The organism is Streptomyces achromogenes (assembly GCF_030816715.1).
Classification (GTDB): Bacteria; Actinomycetota; Actinomycetes; order Streptomycetales; family Streptomycetaceae; genus Streptomyces; species Streptomyces achromogenes_A.
In genome coordinates, this window is sequence record NZ_JAUSYH010000001.1 from 1146943 (window position 1) to 1164940 (window position 17998).

The window sequence follows — 17998 nt, forward strand, 5'->3', positions numbered from 1 at the left end:
CGGTGCACGACCACGACCCGACAGCGGACCCGCCACAGCGCGAGGCCGGGTACGACACGATCGACATCCACACCCACTACGTCCCCCAGGGATGGCCCGACCTCCGCGCGGACGCCGGCCCCCTCGCCCCCTGGCTGCGCATCGAGTCGGAGACCGATGCCATGATCATGCTCGGGTCGCAGGAGTTCCGCCGGATCGGCGCGCAGTGCTGGGACGCGGAGACCCGCCTGAAGGACATGGACGCCGACGGCATCGGCAGGCAGGTCGTCTCACCGACGCCGGCCTTCTTCCACTACGGCCGCAGCGGCGCGGAGGCGGCCCGCATCGCACGGATCTTCAACGACCTGGCCCTGGACATCGTCGCCCCGGCACCCGACCGCCTCATCCCCTTCTGCCAGGTGCCCCTGCAGGACACCGACGCGGCCTGCCGCGAACTGGAACGCTGCCTGGCCAACGGACACCGCGGAGTGGAGATCGGCAACCACGTCGGTGACCGAGACCTGGACAGCGAGGGCATCGTCACCTTCCTGCAGCACTGCGCACAGCTGGAGGTCCCGGTCTTCGTCCACCCCTGGGACATGGACGACTCACCGCGCCTGCGCCGCTGGATGGCGCGATGGCTGACCGCCATGCCCGCCGAGACCCATCTGTCGCTGCTGGCGATGGTCCTCGGCGGGGTCTTCGACCGCATCGACGACCGGCTGAGGATCTGCTTCGCGCACGGCGGGGGATCCTTCGCCTTCTGGCTCGGCCGCATGGACAACGCCTGGCGGGGCCGCCCCGACGTGGTCGGCACCTCCCAGCACCCGCCCTCGCACTACACCGGCCGGTTCCATGTCGACTCCGTCGTGTTCGACCCCCGCGCCCTGCGTCTGCTGGTGGACACCTACGGCCCGCGGCAGGTCATGGTCGGCAGTGACTATCCCTACCCGTTGGGGGAACGGCCCGTCGGCCAGGTGGTACGCGCCAGTGCCTTTCTCACCCCCGAGGAGAAGGCGCTGATCCACCGGGGCAACGCCGAGCGCTTCCTCGGGCTCGTCGGCTGACCAGAGCCGCACATGGTGCCGCGCAGGTGCCGCCTAGCATGGCTGTCGGAGCCGGGGAGGTGGGTGTGATGTTCCAGCCGGAACCCGAGACCGCGGCCGCCGGTCAGCGGGAAGACCTTTTCTCGATCATCGACGCGGCCGGGGAACTCCTTCACGTGCCCATCGTCCTGGAGGACACCGACTTCCGTGTCCTGGCCTGGTCGAGAGGGCAGCACGCCGCCGACGAGGAACGGGTCTCCGGGATCCTCGAGCGGCAGGCCCAGCCCTGGCTCGTCGAGGTGCTGCGCTCGCGGGGGGACATCGCCCGCCTGATCAGCTCCCCGGAACCCGTCTTCCTGGAGCCGGCCTCCGACCAGGCCAAGCCCCGGATGGCCTGCCGGGTCCAGCACGACGGTCCGCATCTGGGCTATCTGTGGGCCAGTACGGAGACTCCCTTCGACTCGCGGCAGGCGGCCCACTTTCGCGCCGCCGCACAGGCGATCGCCGTCCGTATGAGCCGCTCGGGCGGCCAGGGCGCCACCGAGCAGGACGACCTGCGGGCCGTCCTGCTCGGTACCGAGGCCGCCGAACAGGCCGCGGGCCGGTTGGGGCTGCCGGACGCCAAGGTCACCGTGCTCGCCGCCGCGTCGTGCCGGCCGGCGCACGATACGGCGTTCGCCGAGATCCCGTCGGACGTCCTGCGTCTGTACCTGACGACAGCGCACCCTCGCTCCTTCATCGCACGGCACGATCACGCCACCTACGCGGTGCTGCTGTGGCCGGAGTCCACGGACGACGCCGAAGCCATGGGCCGCTCCCTGAAGATCGCCCGGGACCTGTGGGACCGCGCGGCACTACGCGAGCGCATCGTGCTGGCCGTCAGTACCGGCGTCGGGGATCCCGGCCGGATCCCGGCCGCCCGGTCCCAGGCCGACCGGGTCACCGGACTGCAACAGCAGTACCCGGCAGCTCCCCGTGTGGCCTCCTTCGAGGATGTCCAGCTTCTGTACGCGCTCTCCCGTCTGCGCGGAGCCCTCCGCCAGGACGACGAGATACTGGGCGGCGCCGTATCCCTCCTGGAACGCCACGACCGGCAGCACCGCACCCAGCTCCTGGCGACCCTGCGCTGCTACCTGGACCATTTCGGCGACACCAACGCCGCGGCCGCGCAACTGCATCTGCACCCGAACACCTTCCGCTACCGCCTGCAACGCATCCGTGAGCTCAGCGGTTTCGACCCGCGCGACGCGCAGACGCGTTTCCTGGCGGAGCTGCACCTGCGCCTGCGCGACCTGGACCGGACGGGCGGACCATGACGATCGAATTCCGTGTCCCGGCCACCGCCACGGAACTGGTGGGCTTCTCCTATTCGCCCGCCCTGGAGGCGGTTCTGAGCCTGCACGTCCTCGTGGAACCCAAACACCACCCGGTCCAGCACCCGTGGGTGAGGGCGATGCGCCGACTCCCGCCGGCGCTGAAACGCGAGATCGACGCGTTCTCGTTCGCTTTCCGGTCCTACTTCCCGGAGTTCTTCTTCCCCTCGCCGACGGGCGAGCTGCTCGACTTCGCCGATGAACTGGAGCGCCTGCGGAGGATCGACCCGGAGCTGGCCCGTCTGGAGTTCGCCCTGCCCCTGCTCACCCCCTGGCCGGCGGACGGCCCGGTCAGGGACCCCGACGTGCTCGCTGAGCCGGTCGTGCGCCGCCGGCTGTCCGAACAGGCGGCAGCCGTCTGCGGAGAGACGCTGGCCACGCTGCTGCTCGACGACCCGGGCGCCCTTCTGGAGCGCTTCCTGCGGCTGCTGGAAGGCTACTGGGAGGAGGCGTTCGCCGAGGAGTGGCGCAGAATCGAGCCGGAACTGGCCGACAGCGTCACGGAGGCCGGCCGGCAGATCGCCGAGCACGGCCTGTACGGCATGCTGCGCGCGTTGTGGCCCGAGGTGCGATGTGATCCCGTGGCCGGAAGGTTCTGGCTGGAGCGGCCGCACGACCATCAGGTCGCCATCGGCCCGCACGAACAACTCGCCCTGGTACCCAGCGCCTTCGTATGGCCGCACATCCGCGTCAACTGCGACGGCCCGTGGCCTCTCGGACTGGTCTTCCCCGCCTCCTCCATCGTGCGGGAGGCCCGTCCGCGCATCCCCCCGGCCCAACTGGTCGGCGTCCTGAGAGCGTTGGCGGACGACACCCGCCTGCGGGCGCTGCGCCTGATCGCCGAGCGGCCCCGCAGCACCCAGGAACTCGCCCCGCTCGTCGGGGTCAGCGAGGCCGCCCTGTCCAAGCACCTGCGGGTGCTCGCCGAGGCGGGACTGCTGGAGCGCTGCCGCCAGGGCTACTACGTCCTGTACCGGCTCGTACCCCGGAAAGTGGCCGAGCTCGCGCCCGGCCTGGAAGGCTTTCTCGGCGAGAACAGCGCCCCGCCGACGCTTGATTAGCGTTTCGACGAATAAGTTGAACAGTGAATTCACCGACGCCCACAGTTGCGGCATGCCGCTTCTCAACGACCGAAATCTGATCCTGCTCTTCGTCGGCCAGGGCGTATCCCGCCTCGGTGACGGCCTGTACACCGCCGCCGTCGCCTGGCAGGCCTGGGCCCTCACCCACGACCCGTCGGCGGTCGCACTCGTCACCGTGGCCGCCTATGCCCCGGCGTTCCTGGCCACCTTCGTCGCCGCCTCCTACGCGGACCGCTACGACCGAAGACGCCTGATGATCGGCACCGATCTAGCCCGCGCCGCCGTGGTGGCTGCCGGGGCCGCCATGCTGCTCGCGGGGGTGCGGGACCTGACGGTCCTGGTGCTGGGAACGGCCCTGCTGGCGCTGATCGGCGCTCCGTTCGCCCCGGCCCGCAACGCCATCGTGCCGCAGATCGTGCCGGCCGAGCGTCTGCAGCAGGCCAACGGCATCCTGCAGGTCGCCTTCCGAGCCGCCTTCTTCGTCGGGCCGCTGCTGCTCACCCCGCTGCTCACCTACGCGTCCTTCCCCGCGGTCCTGGCGCTGGACGTGCTGACGTTCCTGGTCTCCGCCGCGGCCGTGGCCGCCCTGCGTGTCCCCCACCCTGCGCCGGAGGGGCCTCGCCGAGGGCTGGGAACGGACCTCGCCGAGGGCCTCGCAGCCATACGCTCGGCCCCCGATGTGCTGGTCGTCATCACGACCTTCGTGTTCGCGCTCGCCGTGGCCAGTGGCTTCCTGGCCGTCGGTCTCGTCGCCCTGGTCGGCCAGGGTGGTCCGTACGGGCTCCTGCTGGGCATCGCCGGCCTCGCCGAGATCGCCGGCGCGCTGGTGCTCACCAAGCTGCCTCTGCCCCGCCTCGCCGTGACCGCGGTCCTGGCGTGGGGGCTGCTCGGCGCCTTCCGTCTTCCTCTGGGCCTGGTCCACTCGACCGCGGCGATCGCCGTGCTCCTCATCGTCACCGGACTCGCCTCCGCCCTGACCGACATCCCGCTGATCGCGCTGGTCCAGCAACGCATTCCCGAGGCCCACCTCGCCAAGGCCCTGGGCCTGTGGGAGGCAGGCGTCGCGGGCGCCCTGGCGGTGTCGCCGTTCCTGGCCTCCGGCGTCATCGGCCGGATCGGCGTCGGCCCCGCCTTCGTCGTCTCCAGCGCAGCGCTCATGGCACTCGCCATCGCCGCCGCTGTCGTTCTCAACGCCGTCTCCCGGGCCGACCGGCACCGCACCGATCCAGGCAGGGACAGAGGAAACTCCCCAGGTGCCTCGCGATCGCCCGGATCGGCAACTGCTCGGCCAGATACAACCTGCGAATCTCCGCCCAGCCCTACGTGGCCACGTTTGTGATAGCAGGCACGCGCGATCCCTGCGGGGTCTTGGCGTACTCGGCCGGGCGGCCGCTGTGGTGACGAACTTTCCGCTCGTCACCACAGGCGACCGGGCCTCTGCCCAGCCTACGAGCGGTATTCCCACTGCTGACAGCGAGAGGCTCTGAAAGGACTTCTACGCGCAATCATGCCCACGCACCCCATCGCGGATCCGGCCGCCACGAAGGCAGCCGGCTACGCGCCACCGGCAACCGCGCACTGCTTTTCCGGTCAACGGTTTTCCACTACGGACGGGGGCCAGTTGCCCCTTCACCAGTGTTCTTGCAGAGCCAGCGGTGCGTGATCTCCGCGATCTCCGCCCACCGCGGGTGGAGGGTGACGCCATGACCGAAGTCAGCCGGGTAGTGGTAGTCCGCGCCCAGCATCCGGGCCAGCCGGTGAACACAGGCTGGATCGGACAAGAGGTCGTGCTCCGCCCCGAGGACGAGGAGCGGCCCCGAGATTTTCACCGGATCGATCGGAACGTTCCAGTCCGTGCTGAGCCGGGACGCCGCCACCGGGGACTCTGCGGCCTTCCTTTGCCGACTCGAACGGCGGACGCCACATCTGAGTGAAATCGATGGGCATCTCGATCGTTTCGGGCTCCGTCTCAACGGGGAGGCCGGGCGTCAGCAGCGCTACCCCCGCGTGCCGGTGGTTCTCGACGTACTTCATGGTCGCGAGTGCGCCCATGCTGTGGGAGACGATGAGGGGTGGTTCCGCGACCTGTTCGCCACCGGCAGCGGTGCCTTCACCGCGCAACGCCACGTCGAAGACCTGCGCAACCTCACCGGCCGACCGCGCCCGTACCACACCGGATCATGACCGTGGCATCGACGCCGGAAAGCAAGCGGGGGCCGCATCGTGAAAGTCGATGCGGCCGTCGCTGCCGTGGCGAGGCTCGGTCGCCCGAGGGTGATGCCGGGATGACGAGAATCAGACGCCGTAGGGGTTGTCGATGATGTAGACCCAGTCCCCCTCGCTCGTCCTCTTCATCACCTCGACCGCCTTCCCCTCCACGATGCCGTCTTCGCTCGTGATCCGCCAGGACGGCTGAACCATCGCCAGGTCGCCGTTCTGATGGACCGACGCGGCCACCACCTCCATAGTGCTGGGCGAGGCGAGGTAGGGCTTCAGCGCTTCCTTGATGCCTTCCCTGCCGTAGACCGGCTCCTGCCCCGGTCCCGGTACGAACATGGCGTCTTCGGCGAACAGGGAACCCAGTCCGTCGAGGTCCCGGTCCTTGAGGTACTGGGCGAAGCGCTCGTGCACAACTTCCGGCTTCATGTTCTTTCCTCTTCTTTTCTATTCGTTTCTTCGTTGCGGACGGGCCGGTCGGCTACAGGCCGATCTGCGTGAGCCATTGACCGGTGGTGCGCGGCGTCAGCCCCACAAGCTGCCGGGCGCTGTCATGCGCGCTGATGATCTTGTCCGGCACGGTGGCGAGGCCCTCGTACGGTGCGGTGACCACAGCCGCTCCCGCGTCTGCGGCGGCACAGGAGGAGCGGGTTGGTGTGCCGGCAGCGGCCCTGGGTGAGGTGTCAGCGGGTGTGCGGGTCGGGCAGGGTGAGGGGCTCGCCCAGGGTGGGCCAGTGCAGGGGGACGCCGGCCGTCTCGAAGGTCTGCTGGACGTGGCCGCGGTCCTCGGTGTAGTGCGCCCAGCCCTCGGCGTGCACGGCCACCACGAGGGGGTCACCGAGCAGGCGGCGGGCCTCGACGGCCTGGACCGCGGTCAGCGACAGCCGAACGTCACCGAATGCCTCGAATCCGGCCGCGCCCAGGTGCAGCAGCGCCACGTCGACGCGGTACCGGCCGGCCAGGGCGCTCATCGCGTCCAGGTCGACGGTGTCACCGGAGACGTACACGCTCGGCGTGGAGCCGTCGTCGGTGTGCAGGAGGAAGCCGGTGACCGGGCCGGTGAGTTCCTCGGTGCCGACGGGACCGTGGCGGGCGGGGACCGCGGTGATGTTCAGCGGCGTACGGCCCGGCGTCGACAGGGTCCTAGTCTGCCAGGGCTCCAGGCCGACGGCCGCACCCCCCAGATCGGTGGCGCCGGCGACGGTGGTGAACACCTGCGAGGCAGCGGAGGCCACCGCACGCCCGGCGGTGTCGAGGTTGTCCAGATGCCCGGTGTGGCTGACCACGACGGCGTCGAGAGCGGGCAGTTGCGAGGGCTTCAGCGCCGGGTCGGCGGTCTTGCGCACCGAAACCGGGCCGTCCTGGTACTCGGTGCCGGCGGCGTCGAAGGTCGGGTCGGTCAGCAGCGTCCAGCCGGCCAGGCGGATCAGCGCGGTGGGGCCGCCGAGCACCGTCACGTTGTTCACGGCGCGGGTCACGGCGTCGTCGGTTGCCACGGGTTACTCCTTGACGATCAGGGGTTGGTCCCCTCACTCTGACCGAGTTACTTCCTATGGGGAAGTACATACCTTTAGGTGAGGTGAGCACGTGCAGGAAAGCACGCGCGGCAACGTCCGTAATCCGGCCTGCCCCGGCAGGCAGCTGTTCGACCTGGTCACCGCCCGGTGGGCCGCCCTGGTCCTGGTCGACCTCATGGACGGCCCGCAACGCTGGTCCGAGCTGCGCCGTCGGGCCGGCGGCGTCAGCGACAAAATGCTCGCGCAGACCCTGCGCGACCTCGAAACCGGCGGACTGATCACCCGCACCGTGCACGCCGACCGCCCACCGACGGTGCAGTACGCCCTGACCGACCTCGCCCGCGACGCCACCCCCGCACTGCAACACCTGCAGAACTGGGCCGAAGAACACACCAGCGACTACGCCCACCACCGACACACCCACACCACCCACCCGACACCCTGAAAAGTCAGACTCGGAGTGCACACGTCACCGTGCTTCTGCCGTGAGCGAGCGCCCTGACCAGCACGAACCGCGTGCGGAACCCAGGACTCGATACGGCTCGCTGTCACTCACGGTAGATGTGCTGCCACCGACGGGGGCCGGGCCTTGCGAGCTGCGCAGAGGGCCGACGGGGCCGGTCTTGTTCATCCAGAGCATGATCTCGTACCTGTTGTTGGGGTCCCAGATGCCGTACGCCGTCGTGTACGCACCGCTGGAGGGGACGGTCACCTTGAAGCTGAACGTGACCGAGCGCAGCTTGCTGAGCTTCTTGCCAATGCGGTGGGTGGCTTGGGGTACGTGCGGGCCGAAACGGTGCAGACCTGGGTCCGTAGATCCCAGGTCGGCGGGCAACGGCCTGGCGCCACCTTCGAGGAGGCCGCGGAGATCAAGCGACTCAAGGCCGAGAACGTTCGGCGTGGTGCGAGCGGGCACGGCCGGAAGATGAGCGCTCCGCGCTGTGTCTCGTTTCCCCGACTGAGCGACAGCCTCAACGAACCGCCGTACACCACGTCCGTGGACCTGACCGTTGAGACGTCTGCCCAGCGAGATCGTGGTCTGCGTATGCCTGCTCACCGAGTTCGTCGGAGGTGGTGTCGACGATGGTGACGCCGCGCGTAACGTGCGGACTGAACGCCCAGGGGAGCCGGCCGTTCCCGCCGCCGCGTGTCCCGGAAGCGCCGACGACCAACCCGAAGGCGTGTCATCGACGGGGTGTGCTGTCCCGCAGGACGACGTTCGTGGAGACCGGTACGATCCGCGGGGCATCGTCGTCGGAGAGCGCGAGTTCCATCGCGAAGAGCCCGACCTGGTTCAGGGGTACGGTCACGGTGGTCAGCGCCGGGTGGACGTCCACCGCTGGGCCGATGTCGTCGAAGCCGGCGACGGCGACGTCCTGGCCGGGGACCAGCCCGGCGTCGCGAAAGGCGGTCATGACGCCGATCGCCATGACGTCGTTGACGGCGAAGACGAGTTCGGCGCCGGCCAGGCCCCTCCGGACGAGCTCGCGGGCGGCCGCACAGCCGCCTCGGCGGCTGAACTCGGCTTCGACCACGTACCGCTCGTCCACGTCGATGTTGAACTCGCGCAGGCCCTCCACGAAGCCGTCGCACCGGTCACGGGACGTCTTGAGTCCGGCGCCTGCGCGGACCACCGCGAACCGACGGTAGCCAAGGCCGACCAGTGCGCGGGCGAGTTGCCGCGCTCCACCGTAGTTGTCGATGCTGACGGTGTGGAACGGCAGGTCGTGCCGACTGATCAGAACCACGCTGCCGCCCGCTTCCCGGTAGGCGTCGAGTTCCTCGATGAGGGGGGCGCGGGTGTCGGTGCCCTCGATGCGGCTGCCGGTCAGGATGATGGCGCGGGGCCGCATGCCGCGCAGGGTTCTGACGATCTGGAGTTCCCGCTCGGGGGAGCGGTCCGCGACCGCCATGGTGACGATGAGTCCGGCGGCCTCCGCCGCCTGCGTCACCCCTCCCGCGATGGAGGAGAAGTACGGGTCGTCGACACCGTTGACGACCAGCGCGGCGGTGTTGGTCGAGCCCCGCGCGATCGCCTGGGCGGACAGGTGCGGGGTGTAGTCGAGTTCAGCGGCTGCGGCGAGCACACGGGCGGCGTTCTCCTGCTGGACGTTTCGGACGCTGCCGTTGAGCACGCGCGACGCGGTGGCTTGCGAGACGCCCGCCGCCCGCGCCACATCACGCAGGGTCGCCTTGCGCTCCCCGGACACGAACTTCCCGCTGGGGGGCGGAGGAGGCGCTGCCGACCCATCTTCCATGCCGCATATTGTGCACCGAGCCGCACAGCGTCTGGGAGTGCGGGGTGATCACGGAAGGTCACTCCACGGCAGAACGCTCGCGCCTTCGGATATGTCGCCCTGGGTGCGCGCCGTTGCGGAACCGCGATCGGCGAAACTTCGGCGAAACCGGCCGTATCCCGTAGAGGGCCGGCCACGGATATTCTCTCGGATACCGTCCACGGCGGCTCGCCTCGTCAAGCGGGAGGGAACGGCACGATGCCTCATCCAGCCAGACCTACAGTCACTCTGCGTGATGTGGCGGCGGCTGCCGGTGTGTCGGTGCCGACTGCGTCACGAGTCCTGGGCGGCAGTTCCCGGACGGTGGCGGCGGAATACCGGCAGCGGGTCCTCGCCGCTGCGGCTGCGTTGCGCTACAGCGCGGACGCCTCGGCCCGGGCGATGCGGCGCGCGAACGACTCGATCGCGGTCGTCGGCGACGACCTCACGACCCCGTCGATGGGCATGGCCGCCGCGGCGATGGAACGGCGGGCGCGCGACGCCGGTGCGTTCGTGACCGTCTCGTCGACCCACGGGACCGCCACGCGCCAGCTGGAAACCGTCCGGCTGCAGCGTGCCCTCCGGCCCCGTGCGCTCATCCTGACCTCCAGCCGCCTCGACGCGAACGCGCTCGACGGGCGCCTGCTCGACGAGCTGCTCGGCTACGAACTCGAGGGCGGCCGGGTGGTGATCGTCGGCGACACCGACATGCCGTTCGACTCCATCAGCTTCGACAACTACGGCTCGGCAAAGGAACTCGCCCATCACATCGCCGAGTTGGGGCATCGGCACGTGACGATCCTGGCCGGCGCCCGGGGGCGGGGGAACGTATCCGCCCGCACCGCGGGCTTCATGGCCGGGCTCCGCGACGGCGGTGTCGAGGAGCGACACATCCGGATCTCGCATGGTGCGGTGAGCCGCCAAGGTGGATTCGACGCGGCGCAGAGGCTGGTCGCCGAAGGGCGGGAGCCGTCCCATGCGGTGCTCGCAGCCAACGACACCATCGCCATCGGTGCGATGTCCGCCTTCCGGGCTGCCGGAGTGGCGGTGCCGGCGGACGTCTCGCTCACCGGTTTCGACGACATCGAACTCGCGACCGACGTGACACCGCGGCTGACGACCGTGTCGTTGCCGCTGGCACAGGCGGGTGCCGAAGCGGTCCGCCTCGCACTCAGGGCTCGTGCGGAAAAAGAGCACTTGATGATGCGCGGCCAGGTCGTGGTGCGCGACAGCACGACGATCCGCGTGGCCTGAACCGCCACTCAGCCGGGGTGCGGCCCGGTGGAGGCCGGGCCAACGCACGCAGGACCTCCAGGAACCCCTGCACAAACCCTTGACGCCTTCGGTCACAGGCGGCCACACTGCCCGCGCGGAATACGATTTCCCGACCGTTTCCGAGTACAGACATCTGAGCTTTCCGCAAACTCCAGCGGTTGCCCGAGCTGCCTCGGCGTCCCCGTGGCGATCGATGCGCAGTCGACCGATCAAGCCCAATGCGAGTACGACCTCCCCAGCTTGGCCCCCCTGCCGGACGCGCGGTCCCACGCAACAGGGTCCAGGACCGCGTCTCAGTGCAAGTCACACACCCGCACCGCCCCCAAGGAAGGCCCCCGTGCACAATGCTTTGAGCCTGCCTGACAGGCACATCAGACGGTTGGCGGCCCTGGCCGCCCTACTCATGGCACTGGCCCTGCTGACCGGGCGAGCAGTGTCGCCGGCGTATGCCGCCACCGACACGGCTATCACCGTGGACGGCGCCAGCGGCGGCCGCACCTTCGACGGTGTCGGAGCGATCAGCGGTGGCGGCGGCAACAGCCGCCTCCTCGTCGACTACCCGGCCACCCAGCGCAGCCAGGTGCTGGACTACCTGTTCAAGCCCGGTTACGGCGCGGCCCTGCAGATCCTCAAGGTCGAGATCGGCGGCGACACCAACTCCACCGACGGTTCCGAGGCCAGCTTCGAGCACGCGAGGGGCGAGATCGACTGCAACGCGGGCTACGAGTGGTGGATGATGGAGCAGGCCAAGGCCCGTAATCCCGGCATCAAGCTCTTCGCCCTGGCCTGGGGCGCACCCGGCTGGATCGGGAACGGCAGCTTCTACTCGACGGACGGGATCAACTACCTGATCGACTGGCTGGGCTGCGCCAAACAGCACGGCCTGACCATCGACTACATCGGCGGCCGGAACGAGAAGACGTACAACGCCGGCTTCTACGAGCAGCTCAAGTCCGCCATGGCGGCGAACGGCTACACCTCGACCAAGCTGGTCGGCAGCGATGAGACCAACTGGAACATCGCCACCGCCATGAAGACCGACAGCACCCTGAACAACGCCGTGGACATCGTCGGCGCGCACTATCCCTGCACGTACGCGTCCGCGATGACCACCTGCTCCTCCTCCGCCGACGCCCAGTCGCTGGGCAAGCAGCTCTGGGCCAGCGAGAACGGCTCGGAGAACGCCGAAACCGGAGCGGCCCCGGTCGCCCGCGCCATCAACCGCGGCTACCTCGACGCCAAGCTGAGCGCGTACATCAACTGGCCCCTGCTGGCCGCCGACTACCAGAACCTCTACTTCCACGACCAGGGCCTGGTCACCGCCAACCAGCCGTGGTCCGGCGCCTACAGCGTCTCCCGCACCGCCTGGTCCATCGCCCAGACCACGCAGTTCACCTCGCCCGGCTGGAAGTACCTCGACACCGCCTCCGGCTACCTCGGCGGCGACCGTGCCAACGGCAGTTACGTCAGCTACGCCGCGCCCGACAAAAGCGCCTGGAGCACGGTCTTCGAGACCATGGACGCCACCGCGTCCCAGACGGTCACCCTGAACGTGGCCGGCGGCCTGCCCGGCGGCGCCCTGCACGTGTGGTCCACCGACCTGTCGCAGCCCGGCGGCGCCACCCCGCGTATGGTGCAGAACAGTGACCTGACCGCCACCAACGGCACGTACAGCCTCACCCTGGACCCCGGTCACGTCTACACGGTGACCACCACCACCGGTCAGGGTGCCGGCACGGTCACCTCGCCCGCGCGCAACCGGCTCGTCATGCCGTACTCGGACTCCTTCGCCGGCTACAGCACGGGGCAGGAGGCGAAGTACTTCGCCTCCATGAACGGCGCGTTCCAGGCCGCCCCCTGCACCGGGGGCCGCACCGGCCAGTGCCTGCGCCAGACCGCACCACAGAAGCCGATCGTCTGGTGGTATCCGGCCTCGAACGCCGTCCAGCCCTACACCCTCATGGGCGACGTCGGCTGGAGCAACTACACGGCCAGCTCCGATGTACTGCTGGAGAAGAGCGGCAGCTCCGCAGAGCTTCTGGGCCGTGTCGGCACCCAGACGAAGTTCAGCGCCGGGGGGATGAACGCCTATCACCTGCGCCTGTCCGACACCGGGTCCTGGTCGCTGCTGAAGACCGACACCGCCGGCAACAACGCGTGGAACTGGACCACCCTCGCCAGCGGTACCGTCACCGCGCCCGGCACGGGTACCTGGCACAAGCTCTCCCTGACCTTCCAGGACAGCACCATCACGGCCAAGATCGACGGAAACACCGTCGGCACGGTCACCGACGCGAGCTACGGCGCGGGCCTGGCCGGCCTGGGCACGGCCGGCTACTACCCCGTCGAGTACTCCAACTTCTCCGTCACCCACGAGCCGGTCAGCGACCTGTCCGGCACCTACAAGATCGTCAGCCTCAGCAGCGGCAAGGTGCTCACCGTCTACAACGGTGGAACCAGCGACGGCACGCCCGTTGTCCAGAAGACCGATGCGAACAGCGGCAGCCAGCAGTGGAACCTGGCCTACACCAGCGGCGGCTACCTCACCGTCACGGGTGTCACCAGCGGCAAGGCCCTCGACATCAACGCGGCATCCACCTGGCCCGGCACCCAGTTGCAGGTGGGGACCCCCAGCGGGAGCGTCAGCCAGCAGTGGCTGATCGTCCCGGCCGGCAGCGGCACGTACACCATCGAGTCCCGCTCGAACGGGTACAAGGCCGACGTGTACAAGGGTGGGACCACCGACAACACCCCCATCGACCAGTGGTTCACCAACGGCAGCAGCAACCAGCGGTGGAAGCTGGTGAAGGTGGCCTGACCGGCTGAGCAGCGAAAGACCGTGAGCGGGGCAGGCCCGACCCCCGGGCCTGCCCCCGACGGGCGCCGGAAGCGACGGCGCGCGTGTCGGACCGGCCCACGAGAGCCGGCCCGCTCAAAGCCTTGACGCACTTGACAACCGCTGGGCACCCTGAGCGGAATACGTTTTCCCGCAGGCTTTCCAGAACATTCCGGAGAGGCAGACATGAGGATTCTCGGCGAACCGCGGTGGCGGAAGAACGGCGACCACGAGGACTCGCGCCACGCCGCGTTCGAGGTGTCGGAACTTCCGCAGGATCCGGCCGCCGAAGAGCCATGTCCGCCCGGACTCCCCCGGATGTCGTCGCGCACTCGCTGGTACGTCCACCGCACGGACCGGGGCCGTCCGGGCCCCGAGCCGTTACCCGCAGGCCCGCCCACAGGCGTCATGACAGGAGCCAGCACCAGACCCCGGACGACAAGAAGAGGACCATGACCGTCAATCGAAGACTTCTGCCACAATCGACCGCCGCCGTACTGTGCGTGCTGGCCGTCGTGATCGCGTCGATCGTGCTCATCCCCGCGCAGCGGGCTTTCGCCGCGGGCACCACCTACTACGTGAGCACGAACGGCAGCGACAGTAACGCGGGCACTACCAGCAGCGCGCCTTGGCGCTCGCTGACCAAGGTCAACGCGACGACGTTCCAACCCGGCGACATCATTCGCTTCGAGGCCGGTGACAGCTGGACCGGGCAACTGTGGCCGAAGGGGTCCGGCGTCGACGGCTCCCCGATCTCCATCGACAGCTACGGGACGGGTGCCAAGCCGAAGATCGCCGGTCAGGGGACCGTCGGCGACGCGGTGCGGCTGAACAACCAGCAGTACTGGGAGATCCGCAACCTCGACGTATCCAACGCGGTGCCCACGGGGACGACGGACGGTTCGAAGCTCGGCGACTTCCGCGGCATCGGCGTGCACGGCGACAACGGCCAGACCCTGCACCACTTCGTGATCGACTCGGTCGACGTGCACGACGTCACCGGCGAGGTCAAGTGGGTCGGCGGCAGCACAGCCAACAACAAGCCGGGCATCTCCTTCGCGCAGGGCTGGGACCGCTCGAAGGACACCGGCGGCATCGCCTTCCTCACCAGCGTGCAGGACATCACCGCGCCCGGCGCCCCCACGGTGCTCGACGACATCACCGTGGAGAACTCCACCATCAAGAACACCTCGTTCAGCGGGATCGTCACGAAGCAGTACGCCGGTGACGCCCCCGGCGCCGTCTACACCGGCTGGGGCAAGCGCGCCACGGCCACCGACCCCGCCTACACCCCGTACACCGACGTCACGTTCCGCGGCAACTACATCACGCAGGCGAACACCCCCTACGGCTGCAACGGCATCTACCTCACCGGCGTCCGCGGCGGACTCATCGAAGGCAACGTGATCGACCGGGTCGGCGTCTCCGGCGTCGAGACCAACATGGCCGACAACGTCACCGTCCAGCACAACGAGATCATGGGCACCCACCTCTCCTCGGGCGGCGCCGACCAGAACGCCCTGGACCCCGACATCGGCACCACCAACCAGGTGTTCCAGTACAACTACCTCCACGACAACGGCGACGGCATCCTGCTGTGCGCGTGCAACTCCGCAGTCAAGTTCGGCAGCGTGATCCTGCGCTACAACGTCGTGACGGGCAGCAGCAGATGGACCCTTCACCTGTCGCAGTCGGCCGGCACGACGGCGGACATCTACAACAACACCTTCTACAACACCGCGGCAGCGGCCATGGTGGACGGCGGTGTCACCAGCCCCGGCAAGGCCACGCTGACCAACAACCTGTTCGGCTCCACAAAGGACGCCACCTTCAGGCTCGAGTCGAGCATCATCTACACCAACAACGGGTACTCGGACACGCTGTCCAGCCTGCCCGAAACGACGCCCAAGAAGGGCAACCCGCTGTTCGTCAACGCCGCCGTCACCGGACCCTACGGCGACGAGAACGGTCCCAGACTCGACACCGCGGCCAACTTCGCACTCCAGGCCGGGTCCCCCTTCGTCGACGCCGGTGTCACCGTCGTCAACAACGGTGGCCTCGACTTCGCCGGCGCTACGGTGCCGCTCGGAAGCGCTCCGGAGATCGGCGCCTTCGAACGCGGAGCGCCCAACATCGCCTTCACAGACACCTTCGACAGCCTGCCCACCGGGACGCTCACCAACGGGACGAACGGCTGGCGGGTCATCTCCACCAACAACGACATCTCCGTGGTGGAGACTCCGTCCGCCACCGACAAGAGCGTCCGGCTGACCCGCACCGTCGACGGCGGCGGCACCGACGGCACCAACCTCGCCCGGCTCTTCAGCACCCCGATGCAGGGCCTGGTGACCATCGACGCGCAGGTGATGCGCAACGACACGCAAGCCGGCTGGTTCGGGTTGCCGTACGTATACAACTCCAGCGGCGTCCAGGCCGTCAGCGTCGCCTTCGCCCGCGGCCAGATCCACGCCTATCAGGGCACCACCGACACAGTGCTCGGCACGTACACCAACGGCAAGTGGTACCGGATCACGCTCACCGTGGACACCGTGAACCAGCGCTTCGACCTGGACATCGACGGCGAGCGCATCCTGACCGACGCCACGTTCCGCACCTCGATGCCGGGGATCGCGAAGATCGCCTGGTACTCGAACGGGGGTGAGCGAGGGTCGGTGCACGTGGACGACGTCCGGATCGCGCGCGGTCCCGCGTACGGCCAATAATATTGGCCCTGGAAAGACAAAATCAGGTCTGTCGGGCTGGCGCCGGCCCGACAGACCTGATTTCCGCGCATCGATCAACGTGATGAAATCTGCTGCAGTCCGGCGGCTACCACCGGCACATAGAATGCGGTCATACCGGCCACGTTGGGGTGCGTTCCCGATCCCTCTGTACCAGGAAGACCGTCGACCAGGTCGTCGAATGTGTATTTCGCCCGGTGAGCATCATCGCGGGTGTCGAACGCGGCCTCCCCGAAAACGTCGGCAATGGCGACATCCCACTGACTACAGGCCTGCAAGGTCACCTCGCGCAGGGCTATCTGAGTGTCCCAGTTCCGCGAGCCGAGTTTGTGGGCTGCGACGTACACGGTGTGAGCGGTCGGCCATTTCCGCTTCATCGTCTTCAGCGTCCTCTCCAGCGCTTCCACGTAGGTGCCGACGTCGTACGCCCGATCCCGGTAGATCGACTGCGCATCGTTGGTGCCTCCGTCGAAGATAACGAAGTCGGGCGCGACGTCGGGCGCATCCTCGACCTGCGCACGTATTTGCCCACCGGAGGCATGTGGGTCGGTGCCGATGGTGGCACCATTTCGGGCGAACTTGGTGAGGGTCATGCTCTCCTGCTCGGCGACGATGTCCGCAAAACTGCGCGGATACACGTGTCCGTACACAATGCTGTCGCCGAAAGCGTAAACACTCTTGCCCGCCAACCCACTGTCCACGTAATCCTCCTTGTATCTCTACCAGCGAGGTTCGATTTTAAGCAGAATATTAACCCGACGGGTGAGCATCATGTAAATTAAGGAGAAACAGAAAGCGCTTACTGTCTCACGAAATGGAATGCGCACGCATGACTGCAACCAACCAGGATTGCCTGGGGGCGTCGCCATCTCACATGTGTCGGTGCACGACTGGCCTGCCGCCGACGGGGTGTGCGGCGGCACTCCTCACATGCACCTGGCGTGTTCCGAGGCCTACGTCGTCACCGGCGGACGCGGTGCCGTGCAGACGCTGACCCCATCCGAATACGAGGTCACCCCGCTCGAGGCCGGCACGGTCGCCTGGTTCACGCCGGGCACCATCCACCGACTGGTCAACGAGGGTGATCTGCGGATCACCGTCCTGATGCAGAACAGCGGGCTGCCGGAGGCGGGGGACGCCGTCCTCACGCTGCCCCCGGAGTATCTGATCGATCCGGAGGCGTACGCACGCGCCACCGTCATCCCGGCCGACGCGCCCGAGGAGGAGCAGGAGCGCGTCGCCCGGGCCCGGCGGGATCTCGCCCTGGAGGGCTACCGGGCACTGCGCGAGGCCGAGGGGCCCGAGACCCTGGCAGCGTTCCACCGGGCCGCCGCCGCGCTCGTACGGCCGCGTATCGAAGAGTGGCGCGAGCGGTGGCGCCGGGGCGCCGAGGCCTCCGCCGCGGCCACCGGGGTGCAGCTCGACTCACTGGAGCGGGGCGAGTTCCCGCACCTCGCTGATGCCATCGTGAGATCTCAACAGCCCGCTACCTGTGGGAAGTTCGGGATGTGCGGCCGACTCGACGTCTACGAGAACTGATGCCGGCGCCGCGGGTCACGTCACTGCTTCAGCGGTTGATGGACCGCCCGAGGTATTGTGCTGCCGGTGGGCGTCGTGATCGAAGGCGGGTGACCTGCCGAACCGACTGCCGCGCCA

Annotated in this window: 16 protein-coding genes; 10 read left to right on the top strand and 6 right to left on the bottom strand. The window is 68.6% G+C overall.

The annotated features are described in order from the left end of the window. Positions 1-2 precede the first annotated feature (2 nt). The 5 genes from QF032_RS05125 to QF032_RS05145 all read left to right on the top strand — a co-directional run bounded on the left by QF032_RS05125 (position 3) and on the right by QF032_RS05145 (position 5664). A complete protein-coding gene (locus tag QF032_RS05125) occupies positions 3-1046 on the top strand; it encodes an amidohydrolase family protein (protein WP_307055098.1) in 1044 nt (347 codons plus the stop codon). Positions 1047-1084: 38 nt separating this feature from the next. Further along, a complete protein-coding gene (locus QF032_RS05130) occupies positions 1085-2341 on the top strand; it encodes a PucR family transcriptional regulator (RefSeq protein ID WP_307055100.1) in 1257 nt (418 codons plus the stop codon). Beyond that, positions 2338-3459 (top strand): ArsR/SmtB family transcription factor, encoded by a 1122-nt coding sequence (locus QF032_RS05135; RefSeq protein WP_307040439.1) that lies wholly within the window; start codon positions 2338-2340, stop codon positions 3457-3459. Before QF032_RS05130 ends, QF032_RS05135 begins: the two co-directional genes overlap by 4 nt. Before the next feature lie 52 nt (positions 3460-3511). After that, positions 3512-4819 (top strand): MFS transporter, encoded by a 1308-nt coding sequence (locus tag QF032_RS05140; RefSeq protein ID WP_307055102.1) that lies wholly within the window; start codon positions 3512-3514, stop codon positions 4817-4819. A gap of 515 nt (positions 4820-5334) precedes the next feature. Beyond that, the gene (locus QF032_RS05145) at positions 5335-5664 is read left to right on the top strand and encodes a hypothetical protein (RefSeq protein WP_307040444.1); all 330 of its coding nucleotides are present in this window, start codon (positions 5335-5337) and stop codon (positions 5662-5664) included. 111 nt (positions 5665-5775) lie between these two features. Here the strand turns inward: QF032_RS05145 and QF032_RS05150 are convergent, their stop codons facing one another. The 3 genes from QF032_RS05150 to QF032_RS05160 form a co-directional block, all read right to left on the bottom strand. Further along, positions 5776-6126, bottom strand: a complete 351-nt coding sequence (locus QF032_RS05150; protein ID WP_307040446.1) for a YybH family protein — start codon at positions 6124-6126, stop codon at positions 5776-5778. Between the two features lie 52 nt (positions 6127-6178). Next, entirely contained in the window at positions 6179-6310 is a 132-nt protein-coding gene (locus tag QF032_RS05155) for a hypothetical protein (RefSeq protein WP_307040256.1), read from the bottom strand. 70 nt (positions 6311-6380) lie between these two features. After that, positions 6381-7193 (bottom strand): MBL fold metallo-hydrolase, encoded by an 813-nt coding sequence (locus tag QF032_RS05160; RefSeq protein WP_307055014.1) that lies wholly within the window; start codon positions 7191-7193, stop codon positions 6381-6383. A gap of 91 nt (positions 7194-7284) precedes the next feature. Between QF032_RS05160 and QF032_RS05165 the strand changes: the two genes are divergently transcribed. Continuing rightward, the gene (locus QF032_RS05165) at positions 7285-7659 is read left to right on the top strand and encodes a winged helix-turn-helix transcriptional regulator (protein ID WP_307040452.1); all 375 of its coding nucleotides are present in this window, start codon (positions 7285-7287) and stop codon (positions 7657-7659) included. A gap of 24 nt (positions 7660-7683) precedes the next feature. Here the strand turns inward: QF032_RS05165 and QF032_RS05170 are convergent, their stop codons facing one another. Both QF032_RS05170 and QF032_RS05175 read right to left on the bottom strand, forming a co-directional pair. Beyond that, positions 7684-8130 (bottom strand): hypothetical protein, encoded by a 447-nt coding sequence (locus QF032_RS05170; protein ID WP_307060567.1) that lies wholly within the window; start codon positions 8128-8130, stop codon positions 7684-7686. Between the two features lie 268 nt (positions 8131-8398). Then, complete coding sequence (locus QF032_RS05175; RefSeq protein WP_307055105.1) at positions 8399-9472, bottom strand: LacI family DNA-binding transcriptional regulator; 1074 nt, start codon at positions 9470-9472, stop codon at positions 8399-8401. A gap of 276 nt (positions 9473-9748) precedes the next feature. On the opposite strand from QF032_RS05175, the gene QF032_RS05180 reads away from it, so the two are divergent. From QF032_RS05180 to QF032_RS05190, 3 genes are all read left to right on the top strand, one after another. Further along, positions 9749-10744 (top strand): LacI family DNA-binding transcriptional regulator, encoded by a 996-nt coding sequence (locus tag QF032_RS05180; RefSeq protein WP_307055106.1) that lies wholly within the window; start codon positions 9749-9751, stop codon positions 10742-10744. 358 nt (positions 10745-11102) lie between these two features. After that, complete coding sequence (locus QF032_RS05185; RefSeq protein WP_307055108.1) at positions 11103-13583, top strand: RICIN domain-containing protein; 2481 nt, start codon at positions 11103-11105, stop codon at positions 13581-13583. A gap of 470 nt (positions 13584-14053) precedes the next feature. Further along, positions 14054-16324, top strand: coding sequence for a right-handed parallel beta-helix repeat-containing protein (locus QF032_RS05190; RefSeq protein WP_307055110.1), 2271 nt, complete (start codon positions 14054-14056; stop codon positions 16322-16324). 74 nt (positions 16325-16398) lie between these two features. On the opposite strand, the gene QF032_RS05195 is transcribed toward QF032_RS05190, so the two are convergent. After that, a complete protein-coding gene (locus QF032_RS05195) occupies positions 16399-17043 on the bottom strand; it encodes an SGNH/GDSL hydrolase family protein (protein ID WP_307040461.1) in 645 nt (214 codons plus the stop codon). 76 nt (positions 17044-17119) lie between these two features. On the opposite strand from QF032_RS05195, the gene QF032_RS05200 reads away from it, so the two are divergent. Continuing rightward, positions 17120-17881 (top strand): cupin domain-containing protein, encoded by a 762-nt coding sequence (locus QF032_RS05200; protein WP_307060160.1) that lies wholly within the window; start codon positions 17120-17122, stop codon positions 17879-17881. Positions 17882-17998: the final 117 nt, after the last annotated feature.

Bases quoted from the DNA above. Each gene is read 5' to 3' on its own strand.
- QF032_RS05130 (WP_307055100.1), top strand. From the start codon at position 1,085: ATGGCTGTCGGAGCCGGGGAGGTGGGTGTGATGTTCCAGCCGGAACCC.
- QF032_RS05135 (WP_307040439.1), top strand. From the start codon at position 2,338: ATGACGATCGAATTCCGTGTCCCGGCCACCGCCACGGAACTGGTGGGC.
- QF032_RS05190 (WP_307055110.1), top strand. From the start codon at position 14,054: ATGACCGTCAATCGAAGACTTCTGCCACAATCGACCGCCGCCGTACTG.
- QF032_RS05175 (WP_307055105.1), bottom strand. From the start codon at position 9,472: ATGGAAGATGGGTCGGCAGCGCCTCCTCCGCCCCCCAGCGGGAAGTTC.
- QF032_RS05140 (WP_307055102.1), top strand. From the start codon at position 3,512: ATGCCGCTTCTCAACGACCGAAATCTGATCCTGCTCTTCGTCGGCCAG.
- QF032_RS05150 (WP_307040446.1), bottom strand. From the start codon at position 6,126: ATGAAGCCGGAAGTTGTGCACGAGCGCTTCGCCCAGTACCTCAAGGAC.